Annotated in this window: 15 protein-coding genes; 8 read left to right on the top strand and 7 right to left on the bottom strand. The window is 65.9% G+C overall.

From position 1 onward, the window contains the following. Positions 1 to 263: 263 nt before the first annotated feature. From rluB to WCE05_RS25005, 5 genes are all read right to left on the bottom strand, one after another. Positions 264 to 1328 carry a 23S rRNA pseudouridine(2605) synthase RluB gene (gene rluB, locus WCE05_RS25025; RefSeq protein WP_225789737.1) on the bottom strand — a complete coding sequence of 355 codons (1065 nt, stop codon included), beginning with the start codon at positions 1326 to 1328 and terminating at the stop codon, positions 264 to 266. Positions 1329 to 1515: 187 nt separating this feature from the next. Continuing rightward, a complete protein-coding gene (gene scpB / locus WCE05_RS25020) occupies positions 1516 to 2280 on the bottom strand; it encodes an SMC-Scp complex subunit ScpB (RefSeq protein WP_253081470.1) in 765 nt (254 codons plus the stop codon). A gap of 21 nt (positions 2281 to 2301) precedes the next feature. Continuing rightward, entirely contained in the window at positions 2302 to 3000 is a 699-nt protein-coding gene (locus WCE05_RS25015) for a ScpA family protein (RefSeq protein ID WP_225789849.1), read from the bottom strand. Between the two features lie 125 nt (positions 3001 to 3125). Then, a complete protein-coding gene (locus tag WCE05_RS25010) occupies positions 3126 to 3755 on the bottom strand; it encodes an L-threonylcarbamoyladenylate synthase (protein ID WP_225789739.1) in 630 nt (209 codons plus the stop codon). Positions 3756 to 3768: 13 nt separating this feature from the next. Beyond that, entirely contained in the window at positions 3769 to 4629 is an 861-nt protein-coding gene (locus WCE05_RS25005) for a PHP domain-containing protein (protein ID WP_225789740.1), read from the bottom strand. A 67-nt stretch (positions 4630 to 4696) separates the two neighbouring features. On the opposite strand from WCE05_RS25005, the gene WCE05_RS25000 reads away from it, so the two are divergent. The 6 genes from WCE05_RS25000 to WCE05_RS24975 all read left to right on the top strand — a co-directional run bounded on the left by WCE05_RS25000 (position 4697) and on the right by WCE05_RS24975 (position 8796). Beyond that, positions 4697 to 5293, top strand: a complete 597-nt coding sequence (locus WCE05_RS25000) for a septation protein A (RefSeq protein ID WP_368816770.1) — start codon at positions 4697 to 4699, stop codon at positions 5291 to 5293. A 1-nt stretch (position 5294) separates the two neighbouring features. Next, positions 5295 to 5594: a YciI family protein gene (locus WCE05_RS24995; RefSeq protein ID WP_225789742.1), complete on the top strand. Its 300-nt coding sequence runs from the start codon at positions 5295 to 5297 to the stop codon at positions 5592 to 5594. A 142-nt stretch (positions 5595 to 5736) separates the two neighbouring features. Next, entirely contained in the window at positions 5737 to 6123 is a 387-nt protein-coding gene (locus tag WCE05_RS24990; RefSeq protein ID WP_253081468.1) for a translation initiation factor 2, read from the top strand. 7 nt (positions 6124 to 6130) lie between these two features. After that, positions 6131 to 6808 carry a response regulator transcription factor gene (locus WCE05_RS24985; RefSeq protein WP_225789744.1) on the top strand — a complete coding sequence of 226 codons (678 nt, stop codon included), beginning with the start codon at positions 6131 to 6133 and terminating at the stop codon, positions 6806 to 6808. A gap of 167 nt (positions 6809 to 6975) precedes the next feature. Further along, positions 6976 to 7392: a Spy/CpxP family protein refolding chaperone gene (locus tag WCE05_RS24980; protein ID WP_225789745.1), complete on the top strand. Its 417-nt coding sequence runs from the start codon at positions 6976 to 6978 to the stop codon at positions 7390 to 7392. A gap of 69 nt (positions 7393 to 7461) precedes the next feature. Continuing rightward, positions 7462 to 8796 (top strand): HAMP domain-containing sensor histidine kinase, encoded by a 1335-nt coding sequence (locus WCE05_RS24975; RefSeq protein ID WP_225789746.1) that lies wholly within the window; start codon positions 7462 to 7464, stop codon positions 8794 to 8796. A 32-nt stretch (positions 8797 to 8828) separates the two neighbouring features. Here the strand turns inward: WCE05_RS24975 and WCE05_RS24970 are convergent, their stop codons facing one another. Beyond that, positions 8829 to 9386 carry a nitroreductase family protein gene (locus WCE05_RS24970; protein WP_225789747.1) on the bottom strand — a complete coding sequence of 186 codons (558 nt, stop codon included), beginning with the start codon at positions 9384 to 9386 and terminating at the stop codon, positions 8829 to 8831. Between the two features lie 183 nt (positions 9387 to 9569). Between WCE05_RS24970 and WCE05_RS24965 the strand changes: the two genes are divergently transcribed. Next, entirely contained in the window at positions 9570 to 11024 is a 1455-nt protein-coding gene (locus WCE05_RS24965; RefSeq protein WP_225789748.1) for a TrkH family potassium uptake protein, read from the top strand. A gap of 16 nt (positions 11025 to 11040) precedes the next feature. On the opposite strand, the gene WCE05_RS24960 is transcribed toward WCE05_RS24965, so the two are convergent. Then, on the bottom strand, positions 11041 to 12093 hold the full coding sequence (locus WCE05_RS24960; RefSeq protein ID WP_225789749.1) for an AraC family transcriptional regulator: 1053 nt from the start codon (positions 12091 to 12093) through the stop codon (positions 11041 to 11043). Positions 12094 to 12248: 155 nt separating this feature from the next. On the opposite strand from WCE05_RS24960, the gene WCE05_RS24955 reads away from it, so the two are divergent. After that, entirely contained in the window at positions 12249 to 12560 is a 312-nt protein-coding gene (locus WCE05_RS24955; protein ID WP_225789750.1) for a DUF962 domain-containing protein, read from the top strand. The last annotated feature ends 288 nt before the right edge of the window (positions 12561 to 12848 follow it).

Below are 12848 nucleotides of genomic sequence, written 5' to 3'. Positions count from 1 at the left end.
GCGCTGGGACGGCGGATGCGGCAAGTTCTGTTTACAGGCGGGGGAAAGAGTAGGGAATTCACCCTGATTCGTAAAAAAATCCTTACAAGGCGGTGTGAAAAGTTTCCGCTGCTTGAAGAAATATCTGTGGGATCAGGTAGTTAGGGACTGCCCATTTGCGCCCCTATTACGACACAAGGCCGCTCCCACAGGCACAGCGCTGTGCCTGTGGGAGCGGCCTTGTGTCGTAATAGGGGCGCGAAACGGCCCCAGACAATCGCTGCTCAGCCGCGCGGCTTGCCGCGACCACGCCCCACGGGCTTGTCGCCGTCGGGCCGGGCCGGGCGCTTGCGCATCTCGCTCGGACGCTCCGCCACGGTGCTACCGCGACCACCCTTGCGCGGTGCGGCCTCTTCGCGAGCAGGGCGCGCCGGACGCTCGGCCTGGCCCTCATGGGCCGGACGCAAGGTACGCACACGCTCGCCACGCCCCAGCGGGCGGGTGGACTTGCGCTGCATGCGCTCGAGCTTGTCCTTGGCCTTGAGGTTCAATGCCGGCAGCGCCACCGGCTGCAGCCCGACCTCGGCGGCGAGGATGTCGATCTCGCCCTGGGTCATCTCGCGCCAGCGCCCCATGGGCAGGTCGGCATTGAGGAACACCGGGCCGAAGCGTACCCGCTTGAGGCGGCTGACCACCACGCCCTGGGATTCCCACAGGCGGCGTACCTCACGGTTGCGGCCTTCCATCACCACGCAGTGGTACCAGTGGTTGAAGCCTTCACCGCCCGGAGCCTTCTGGATATCGGTGAACTTGGCCGGGCCGTCCTCGAGCATCACGCCGGCCTTGAGCCGCTCGATCATGTCGTCGTCGACCTCGCCGCGCACCCGTACCGCGTACTCGCGGTCCATCTCGTAGGACGGGTGCATCAGGCGGTTGGCCAGCTCGCCATCGGTCGTGAACAGCAACAGGCCGGTGGTGTTGATGTCCAGGCGGCCGATGTTGATCCAGCGGCCTTCCTTCGGCCGCGGCAGGCGGTCGAACACGGTCGGGCGGCCCTCGGGGTCGTCACGGGTGCAGATCTCGCCATCGGGCTTGTTGTACATGATCACCCGGCGGGTCGCCTCGGCGGCTTCCACGCGCTTGATCAGCTTGCCATCGACGGCGATGGCGTCGTGCAGGTCGACGCGCTGGCCGAGGGTGGCTTCGACGCCATTGACCTTGATCCGGCCCTGGCTGATCCAGGCCTCGACATCACGGCGCGAGCCGACGCCAATGCGCGCCAGCACCTTCTGCAGCTTTTCGCCGGACGGCGGGGTAGGTTGGGTTTCCTGCAGGTCTTTGTCACTCATCTGGGCACCTCCCGGTGTATGTAGTGAAATCGGTCTTGGCGACGGATGCGCCAAAGGGGCGCGCATCATACGCGGTTCGACGGGCGAACGCACTGGAGACTAGCGGGTTTTCTTGCGCGCGCCCCGGTTTTCCGCCCGAAGGTTTTCGGCAGGTCATGCCGGGCCGCCGCGAATGGGCCGGCACCGCCTACGGCTTAGGTTCGTCCTCGACCTCGGCCTGCGGGGCCTCATCGCGCAAATCGTCGAAATCGGTCTTGAGCCCCTCTTCCATGGCATCGAGCTCCACCAGCAGGGTGCGGAAACTGGTTTCCTCGGCAGGCGGCGCAGCCTCGCCCTCCTCGCCCAGGCTGGCATCGGCCAGGGCCTGCAGGTGCGCAGGCACCGCGGCCTCGTCGGGGTCGAGCAACGGCCCCGGCTCCAGTTCGCGCAGCTCGGCCAAAGGCGGCAGCTCGTCGAGGCTCTTGAGATTGAAATGGTCGAGGAACGCCTTGGTGGTGGCGAACATGGCCGGCCTGCCAGGTACCTCGCGGTAACCGACGATACGGATCCACTCGCGCTCCATCAGGGTCTTGATGATGTTGCTGTTGACCGCTACGCCACGCACGTCCTCGATCTCGCCGCGGGTGATGGGCTGGCGGTAGGCGATCAACGCCATGGTCTCCAGCAGGGCACGGGAATAGCGCTGCGGACGCTCCTCCCACAGCCGCCCGACCCAGGGTGCGAAGTCCTCGCGGATCTGCAGGCGGTAGCCGGTCGCCACCTCCTTGAGCTCGAAGGCACGGCCGCTGCAGGACTTGCCCAGGACCTCCAGGGCCTTCCGGAAGACAGCAGGCGCCGGGCGCTCGGCTTCCTCGAACAGCTCGTACAAGCGCTCCAGGGATTGCGGCTTGCCGGATGCCAGGAGGAAGGCCTCGATCAGCGACGCCAGGTCGCGGGGTTCGTTCAGGTTCATCGTATGGGGGCTGGCTCGTTGTCACTCGGCCCGGGCACGGACATGGATCGGGGCGAAGGGCTCATTCTGCACCAGTTCGACGAGCGATTCCTTCACCAATTCGAGAATCGCCATGAAGGTGACCACCACGCCGAGCTTGCCCTCCTCTGCCGTGAACAACTCGACGAAGGGCACGAAGCCGCCCCCCTTCAGGCGCTCGAGCACTTCGCTCATGCGCTCGCGGGTAGACAGCGCCTCGCGGGTGACCTGGTGGCTTTCGAACAGGTCGTTGCGGCGCATCACCTCGGCCATGGACACCAGCAACTCTTCCAGGCTGACCTCGGGCAACAGCTTGCGCACCTTGGCCTGGGGCGCGTCGAGGCGCGGCACGACGATCTCGCGGCCGACCCGGGGCAACTCGTCGATGCCCTCGGCGGCGGCCTTGAAGCGTTCGTACTCCTGCAGGCGGCGGATCAGCTCGGCGCGCGGGTCGCCCTCCTCTTCCTCCACTTCGCTGGAGCGCGGCAACAGCATGCGCGACTTGATCTCCGCGAGCATGGCGGCCATCACCAGGTACTCGGCGGCCAGCTCCAGGCGTACGGACTTCATCAGTTCGACATAGGCCATGTACTGGCGGGTGATCTCCGCCACCGGGATGTCGAGGATGTCGATGTTCTGCTTGCGGATCAGGTACAGCAGCAGGTCCAGCGGGCCCTCGAAGGCCTCCAGGAAGACTTCCAGCGCATCCGGTGGAATGTACAGGTCCACCGGCAGCTCGGTCACCGCCTCGCCGTAGACCAGCGCCAACTGCAGTTGCTGGGGAGCCTCGGCGTCGCTGGGCGGCGCCTCGGGCGCATCCACCTGGCTCACGCGAGCGCCAGGAACGGCGCGGGGTCGCCGCAGCCGACGCGGATCACTTCCGGTTCGTCGCCGGCCAGGCTGATCACGGTCGAGGCCTTCAGGTCGCCGAAACCACCGTCGATGATCAGGTCGACGTGGTGCTCCAGGCGCTGGCGGATCTCGTAGGGGTCGGTCATCGGCTCTTCGTCCCCCGGCATGATCAGGCTCACGCTCATCAACGGCTCGCCCAGCTCTTCGAGCAAGGCCAGGACGATCGGGTTGGACGGCACCCGCAGGCCGATGGTCCGGCGTTTCTCGTGCAGCAACAGCCGTGGTACTTCGCGCGTGGCATTGAGGATGAAGGTGTACGGCCCGGGGATGTGCGCCTTGAGCAGGCGGAAGGTGGCCGTGTCGATCTTGGCGAACAGGCCCATCTGCGACAGGTCGCAGCACAGCAGGGTGAAATTGTGGTTCTTGTCCAGTTGGCGCAAGCGCCGGACCCGCTCCACGGCGGTCTTGTCACCGATCTGACAGCCCATCGCGTAGGCCGAGTCGGTGGGGTACACCACCACGCCACCCTTGCGGATGATCTCGACGGCCTGCTTGATCAGGCGTGCCTGCGGATTTTCCGCATGGATCTGGAAGAATTGGCTCACGTAGTCGTCCTGTTCATACCGCCATAGGCTGTTCATGGCTGAATCGGCGCCACAAAGGTGGCAGGTCCTCGGGCAGTGGCCGGTAGGCACCGATCTCGCCCCAGGTGCCGGGGCCGTGGAAATCACTGCCGGCGCTGGCCAGCAGACCGAACTCACGGGTGAGGATGGACATCGTGCCCACCTGCTCGGCCGGCATCATCCCGTTGACCACCTCAAGCGCCTGCCCGCCTGCCTGAATATAGTCGGCAATCAGCCGTCTGCGCTTGCTGCGTGTGAGTTCGTAGTGCATGGGATGGGCCAGGCTCACCCATGCGTTGGACTGGCGCAGGGTCGCGACGGTTTCCTCGAGCGTCGGCCAGTGCAGCTTGACGTCGCCCAGCTTGCCGGCGCCCAACCACTTGCGGAAGGCCTCGCCACGGTCCTTGACGTGCCCGGCACGCACCAGGAACTCGGCGAAGTGCGGGCGTGCCGGGGCGTTGTCGCTGTCGCCCAGCGCCTGCTGCACGGCACGCGCGCCTTCGAGGCTGCCCGGCATGCCCTTGGCCGCCAGGCGCCGGTCGATTTCCTCGGCGCGCAGCCAGCGGCCACGGTGCAGGGCCTCGATGGCCTCGAGCAGCGGCGCTGCGTCGAGCGGGAAGTGATAGCCCAGCACATGGATGGTGGCGCCACCCCAGGTGCACGACAGCTCCACACCACTGACCCATTGCATGCCTCGCTCGCGGCAGGCCTGGCGCGCCTCGGGCAGGCCCTCGATGGTGTCGTGGTCGGTGAGCGCCAGTGTCCGCACGCCGTGCTCATGGGCCCGGGCGACCAGTGCCGAGGGCGACAGGGCGCCGTCGGAGGCCGTGCTGTGACAGTGCAGATCAACATTCATGGAGGAGCGCTTTCGCTGGAATCGATGTTTGATATTATGCCGTCACATCCCGCTTCTGGCTGCCACTGTGAAACAATTCATCGATTTCATCCCGCTGCTGCTGTTCTTCATCGTCTACAAGCTCGATCCGCGCCCCCTCGAAATCGCCGGCCATGGCTTCGAGTTGGGCGGCATCTACAGTGCCACGGCGGTGCTGATCATCAGCTCGCTGGTGGTCTACGGGGCGCTGTTCGTGCGCCAGGGCAAGCTGGAAAAAGGCCAGTTGCTGACCCTCGTGGCCTGCCTGGTGTTCGGCGGCCTGACCCTCGCCTTCCACAGCGAGACCTTCCTCAAGTGGAAGGCCCCGGTGGTCAACTGGCTGTTCGCCCTGGGCTTCGCCGCCAGCCACTTCATCGGCGACCGGGTGCTGATCAAGCGCATCATGGGCCATGCCGTGGCCCTGCCCGACGTCATCTGGACACGCCTGAACCTGGCCTGGATCGGCTTTTTCCTGGTCTGCGGCGCGGCCAACCTGTTCGTCGCCTTCACCTTCCAGGACATCTGGGTCGACTTCAAGGTGTTCGGCAGCCTGGGCATGACCGTGATCTTCCTGGTGGCCCAGGGCGTGTACCTCTCGCGCCACCTGCACGACAGCGATCCCTCCACCTCCAAACCCAAGGATTGACATGCTCTACGCCATCATTGCCAGCGACGTCGAAGGTTCCCTGGAAAAGCGCCTGGCCGCCCGCCCCGCGCACATCGAGCGCCTGCAGCAGCTCAAGGCCGAAGGCCGCGTGGTACTGGCCGGCCCGCACCCGGCGATCGACAGCAACGACCCGGGCGAAGCCGGCTTCAGCGGCAGCCTGATCGTCGCCGAGTTCGATTCCCTGGCCGCGGCCAAGGCCTGGGCCGATGCCGACCCGTACGTCGCCGCGGGCGTCTACGACAAGGTCGTGGTCAAGCCGTTCAAGCAGGTCCTGCCCTGAGCAGCGAGACGCCCCCGGTGCCGGCCTGAGCCGTTTTTGGGGCTGCCTTGCAGCCCCAAGCTGCAGCCACCGCCGCCCTTCGGCTCATCTCTTCCGACGAACGGCCGACAACCTCCTGAACCGATAGGAATCAGGAGTTCCAATGCGTCAAGGTCCGATGTCCCTGCTGCTTTGCCTGTTGTTGCTGTCCCCTTTCGCCACTGCCCAGCAACCCTTGTCGCTGGAAGCCGGTGCCCGCATCACCGAGCTGCAGCAGCGCCTGGAAGAGAGCGAGAAGCAACGCGCCACGCTCGCCCAGCAGTTGCAGAACGCCGACAGCGAGCGGCTGGATGCCCAGCTCACCCGCCTGCGCCAGGAGAACCAGCGCCTGAAGCTGGCGATCAAGGAACTGCAGGCCAGCCCTGCCCAGGCCCTGCTGACCGACCAGCAGCTGTGGTTCCTGATCGGTTCGGCCGTTGCACTGTTCTCGGCCGTCTGCGGTATCTTTGCCAGTGGCGGACACAGGAGACGCCGTCAATGGTTGAATTGAGTGAGTCATGAGCGAGCTGTTACTGATTGACGATGACCAGGAACTCTGCGAGCTGCTCGGCAGCTGGCTGGTCCAGGAAGGTTTTGCGGTACGCGCCTGCCACGACGGCCAGAGCGCGCGCCAGGCCTTGGCCGAGCACGCCCCTTCGGCAGTGGTGCTGGACGTGATGCTGCCCGATGGCAGCGGCTTGGAGCTGCTCAAGCAGCTGCGCAGCGAGCATGCCGACCTGCCGGTGCTGATGCTCTCGGCGCGGGGCGAGCCGCTGGACCGCATCCTAGGCCTGGAGCTTGGGGCCGACGACTACCTGGCCAAGCCCTGCGACCCGCGCGAGCTCACTGCCCGCCTGCGCGCCGTGCTGCGCCGCAGCCACCCGGCCGCCAGCAGCAGCCAGGTCGAGGTCGGCGACCTGACCTTCAGCCCTGCACGGGGTGTGGTCAGCATCGACGAGCGCGAGATGACCCTGACCCTTTCCGAGAGCCGCATCCTCGAAGCCCTGCTGCGCCAACCGGGCGAGCCACTGGACAAGCAGGAGCTGGCGCAGGTCGGCCTGGGACGCAAGTTGACGCTGTACGACCGCAGCCTGGACATGCACGTCAGCAACCTGCGCAAGAAGATCGGCCCACACGCCGACGGCCGCCCTCGCATCGTCGCCCTGCGCAGCCGGGGCTACTACTACAGCCTCTAACCAAGCTGCAAGCTAGAAGCAGATCACGCGACCGACACCGATCCGCTCTTGTCTTGCAGCTTGAAGCTGTCTTTACCCAGCCTTTACCGTCCGCTGACCGCCCTTGACCTTGATCCCCCTAGACTGGGCTCATCCGGTAATCACCGGCCCATGAAAGGAGAAACACCATGCGCAAGACCCTTATCGCCCTGATGTTCGCCGCCGCCCTGCCGACCGTAGCCATGGCCATGCCCGACGGCGGCCCGCGCCACAACGGCCCGCATCATCGCGGTGACGCGCCTTTCGCCCAGCTGGACCTGAGCCGCGAGCAACGCCAGCAGATCGGCAAGCTGATGGGTGAGCAGATGAAGCAGCGCCGCGACATCACCCAGCGCTACCTGGACAAACTGCCCGCGGCCGAGCAGAAAGCCCTGAAGGACGAGCTCAAGGCCAGCCACGACAAGACCCAGGCCGACATCCGCGGCCTGCTCAAGCCTGAGCAACAGAAGAAGTTCGACGAACTGCAGAAGAAACGTGCCGAACGCAAGGCCGAGTGGAAAGAGTTCCAGGCCTGGAAGGCTGAAAAAGCCGGCAAGGCCCAGTAAGCTGTCCCCCCCCTGCCCGGCCCGCTCCCATGCGGGCCGGGTTTTGTCCGTTCGTTGGAGGAGCCTGTCTTGCGTTCACTGTTCTGGCGCATCCTGGCCAGTTTCTGGCTGGCCATTACCCTGGTCGCCGGCCTGTCGATCCTGCTCGGCCACATGCTCAACCAGGACGCCTGGATCCTCAGTCGCCACCCTGGCCTGAACACCCTGGCCAGCCACTGGGCCCGGCATTACGAACAGGAAGGCAGGGAATCCGCCCAGCACTTCCTGGAACGGCGCAAACAGCGCTTCAAGATCGATGTCCAGGTGCTCGACGACAGCGGCGAGGCCGTGGTGCCTGGCACCTTCCCGCGCCGTGCCGCAGCCTTCGAGGCGCGCCAGCACAACGATCAGCGTCGCCTGCCCTGGCGTCGCCTGACCGAGGAATACACCAGCCCCTATAGCGGCGAGACTTACCTGCTGATCTACCGCATTCCCCACCCGGCGCTGGACGCCTGGCACCGCGAGAGCCTGCTCTGGCCGCTCAGTGCCCTGGGCATCGCCCTGGTGGTACTGACCCTGTTCAGCCTGCTGGTGACCCTGTCCATCACCCGCCCACTCAGCCGCCTGCGCGGCGCGGTGCACGACCTTGGCCAGACCAGCTACCAGCAGCACAGCCTGGCCCGTCTGGCCGCCCGGCGCGACGAGTTCGGCGTGTTGGCCAACGACTTCAACAAGATGGGGGCGCGCCTGCAGAGCCTGATCGGCAGCCAGCGCCAGTTGCTGCGCGATGTGTCCCACGAACTGCGCTCGCCCCTGGCGCGCCTGCGCATCGCCCTGGCCCTGGCCGAGCGCGCCGGCCCCGAGCAGCGCCAGACGCTATGGCCACGCCTGACCCGCGAGTGCGACCGCCTGGAAGACCTGATCAGCGAGATCCTCGCCCTGGCCCGGGTCGATGCCGAGCAGGCCCACAGCGAGGCTGTCGACGTCAACGCCCTGCTCGGCAGCGTGCGCAAGGATGCCCAGCTCAGCGCCCCGGAGCAGGACGTGCGCCTGGAAGCCACGCCCGGCCTGACCTTGCAGGGCTGGCCAACGCTGATCGAACGTGCCGTGGACAACCTGCTGCGCAATGCCTTGCGCTTCAATCCGCCGGGGAAACCGATCGAGATCCGTGCCAGCCGTGAACAAGACCGCGTAGTACTGAGTGTGCGCGACCATGGCCCTGGGGTAGCCGAGGAGCACCTGGCGCAACTGGGCGAGCCTTTCTTCCGCGCACCGGGGCAGGAGGCGCCAGGGCACGGCCTGGGGCTGGCCATCGCCCGGCGAGCGGCGGAGCGCCATGGGGGCAGCCTGGTGCTGAGCAATCACCCGCAGGGGGGCTTCATCGCCAGGCTGGAGTTACCCCTGGCCGAGGCGATGGGCAGTTGAATCCCGGGGGCACGAAGCGGCCCCCAAAACCCTCATTCGCCCCAGGCACTGACGAACTGGGCAGTCTCCAGCACCGGCGCGGTCCGCGGCTCGCTCACCGGCGTGCCCAAGTACAGGTAGCCGATCAGTTCCTCGTTGTCCGCCAAGCCCAGCCCCCGATGCACATGGGCATCGAACGCCATGTCGCCCGTGCGCCACACCGCGCCGATACCCTGGGCATGGGCGGCGATGAGAATACCGTGTGCCGCACAGCCCGCGGCCAGGCGCTGCTCCGACTTGGGCACCTTGAAATGATCCTGCAGGCGTGCGATCACCACGACCAGCAGGGGCGCCCGCAGCGGCATGGCGCGCGCCTTGTCCAGCGCGGCCTGGCTGGCATCGCCCTTGTTCTGCACGGCTTCGGCGAACAGCTCACCGAGCTTTTCCCGGCCCGTCCCCTCGATGGTCAGGAAGCGCCAGGGGCGCAGTTGGCCATGGTCCGGGGCACGCAGCGCCGCCTGGAACAGCGCCTCGCGCTGGGCGGCATTGGGCGCCGGGTCGGTGAGGCGTGGCACGGAAACACGGTTGAGCAATGCGTCGAGAGCCTCCATAGGCTACCCTCCTGGCAAACGAAATGTGCGGCCATTCTCAAGCTGCGAGCGACAAGCTGCAAGCTTCAGGAAAAAGCCGGCCATGCACAGCCCGCTGTTTCTTGCAGCTCGCAGCTTGTCGCTTGCAGCTGCCTGACCCACAGGTAGAATGGCGCCCTTCCGTTTCGAGTCAGAGCAGATCACATGGCGTTGCCGACCTTAAGGATCATTGGTTTCATCATCGGCATCTTCCTGATCACCCTGGCGGTCAGCATGGTCGTGCCCATGGCGACCCTGGTGATCTTCGAGCGCACCGGCGACATGCCGTCGTTCCTCTGGTCGAGCCTGATCACCTTCGTCGCCGGCCTGGCCATGGTCATCCAGGGCCGCCCCGAACACGTGCGCCTGCGGCCTCGCGACATGTACCTGCTGACCGTCAGCAGTTGGGTGGTGGTGTGCGTGTTCGCCGCCCTGCCCCTGCTCCTGACCCAGCACATCAGCTATACCGACGCCTTCTTCGAAAGCATGTCCGGCATCACCGCCACCGGCGCCACGGTGCTCAGCGGGCTGGACAACATGTCGCCAGGGATCCTGATGTGGCGCTCGATGCTGCACTGGCTCGGCGGCATCGGCTTCATCGCCATGGCGGTGGCGATCCTGCCGCTGCTGCGCATCGGTGGCATGCGCCTGTTCCAGACCGAGTCCTCGGACCGCTCGGAGAAGGTCATGCCACGCTCGCACATGGTCGCCAAGTCGATCGTGCTGGTGTACATCGGCATCACCCTGCTCGGCAGCCTGGCTTTCTGGTGGGCCGGCATGACCCCGTTCGACGCCGTCAACCACGCCATGTCGGCGATCTCCACCGGCGGCTTCTCCACCTCGGATCAATCCCTGGCCAAGTGGGACATGCCGGCGGTGCACTGGGTCGCGGTGGTGGTGATGATCCTCGGCAGCATGCCGTTCACCCTGTACGTGGCCACCTTGCGCGGGCACCGCAAGGCACTGTTCAAGGACCAGCAGGTCCAGGGCCTGCTCGGCCTGCTGGTCGCGACCTGGGTCGTCCTTGGCACCTGGTACTGGGCCACCACCAGCCTGCCCTGGCTCGACGCCTTGCGCCACGTGGCACTGAACGTCACCTCGGTGGTCACCACCACCGGCTTCGCCCTGGGCGACTACAGCCTGTGGGGCAACTTCTCGCTGATGCTGTTCTTCTACCTGGGCTTCATCGGCGGCTGCTCGGGGTCGACCGCTGGCGGGATCAAGATCTTCCGCTTCCAGGTGGCCTACATCCTGCTCAAGGCCAACCTCAACCAACTGATCCACCCGCGCGCGGTGATCAAGCAAAAGTACAACGGCCACCGCCTCGACGAGGAGATCGTACGCTCGATCCTGACCTTCTCGTTCTTCTTCGCCATCACCATCTGCATCATCGCCCTGTTGCTGTCACTGCTGGGCGTGGACTGGATGACCGCCCTGACCGGCGCCGCCGGCACCGTCTCGGGCGTCGGCCCTGGCCTGGGCGAGGTGATCGGCCCGGCCGGCAACTATGCCAGCCTGCCGGACGCGGCCAAGTGGATCCTCGCCGGCGGCATGTTGCTCGGCCGCCTGGAGATCATCACGGTGCTGGTCTTGTGCATGCCGGCATTCTGGCGTCACTGACCCAGGATACGCCCCGCTAGTGGGGCGCGTGCCGCTGCAACGGGGGCGCGAACGAAGCCGCCCCGGCACCGAGGCGGGCACGGTACTCGCTGGGCGTGACGTCGAACCAGCGCCGGAACGCCCGGAAGAAATTGCTCGGATCGGCGAACCCCAGCAGGTAGGCGCTTTCCAGCAAAGTCATGCCGGGCTGGGCCAGGTACTGCTCGGCCAGCTCCCGACGGGTATCGTCGAGCAAGGCCTGGAAGCTCGTGCCCTCCTCCTGCAGGCGGCGCTGCAGGGTCCGCTGGGACAGGTGCAGGGCCTGGGCGACCGTCTCGCGCTTGGGCTCGCCCTGGGGCAGGATGCGGCACAGCACCTGGCGTACCCGGTGGGTCACCCGGCTTTCCGAGAAACGCGCCAGGTATTCCCCGGCAAAGCGATCGTGCAGGATGGCCATGGCCTCGTTGGCGGTGGGCAGCGGCGCCTCCATGTCGGCACGCTCCAGCACCAACGCATCATGGGGCGCACCGAACACCAGCGGCGCATGGAAGGCTACCTTGTACGGCTCGACGTTCTTCGGCTGCGGCCCCTGGATCAGCACCCGCCGCGGCTGGACCGCCCGCCCGCTGAGCCAGGTGCACAGCGACAACGCGCAGGCCAGCGACGCCTCGGCGCTGTGGCGGGTCGGGGGCAGATGGTCACCGTGCACGGTCAGCGTCAGGACATAGCCGTCCGGCTCCAGGCGGAAACTCAGGTCGGAACTCTCGGCGATGATCCGCTGGTAGCGCACCAGGCGCTCGAAGCCCTCGGCCAGGGTGCGGCTGGACATCAGCGCATAGCCCACCACATGGAACGAGGCCGGACGCACCACCCGCGCCATGTTCAGGCCGATGGCCTCGTTGCCGGACAGCTCCACCGCCAATTGCCAGAGGCGGGTCATGTCGTCCTGGGGGAAACGTGCGTCCGGGTCGTCGAGGGCGGCGAAGTCCAGCCCGAGCTGCTTGAACATGGCCCGGCAATCGAGCCCTTCCAGCTCGAGCGCCTTGACGATCCCTGATGCCCAGCTGGCTGACGTGGTTCTTTCACTCATGACAGGCTTCTTGTGCTGACCGCTCCTGCGGTGAACCCAAAGGATACTCATTTGGCGCCTATTGTCACTGGCCGGCTCCGCCAATGACTCTAGACTCGAATCAGGCTCCACGCCGTGTATCCTGTCCAGAACGCGAATCCTCCGGGAGCACAGCCATGAACCGCAGAGCGCAGTTCCGCAGTTTTGCCGAGTTCTACCCTTATTACCTGGGGGAGCACAGCAACCCCACCTGTCGTCGCTTGCACTTCGTCGGCACGAGCCTGGTCATCGCCCTGCTGGCCTATACCTTTGCCAGTGGGAGCTGGTGGTTGCTGCTGGCGGTGCCCGTGGCAGGCTATGGCTTTGCCTGGGTTGGGCATTTCTTCTTCGAGAAGAACCGTCCGGCGACGTTCAGCCATCCGCTGTATAGCCTGATCGGCGACTTCGCCATGTTTCGCGATATTTTGCGGGGCAAGATCGGTCTCTAGAGAGGTGACTGGCTGGTCAGACTCTTGTCAGGAGCTTGCAGCTCGTCACTGCATCTCCCCACCACTATTGAGATGGTGTGAATATCCATTCGCGGCGGTGATGCCACTGATGCTTTTCGCCTTTACGGCGACCTACTTTTGCTCGCGGGCAAAAGTAGGCATGGACCTGTCCCGTGACAGCGGACGCCAAGAAGCTGGCTATTCAACCGACTGCCTTAAGCCTTTTGCATAGTCGTTCGGAGAGCGATAGCCCAACGCTGAATGCAGTCGGTTGCTGTTGTAAAACCC

The sequence above is a fragment of the Pseudomonas sp. I2 genome (assembly GCF_040984075.1).
Taxonomy (GTDB): domain Bacteria; phylum Pseudomonadota; class Gammaproteobacteria; order Pseudomonadales; family Pseudomonadaceae; genus Aquipseudomonas; species Aquipseudomonas guariconensis_B.
This window is presented reverse-complemented; position numbering and strand designations above follow the sequence as displayed.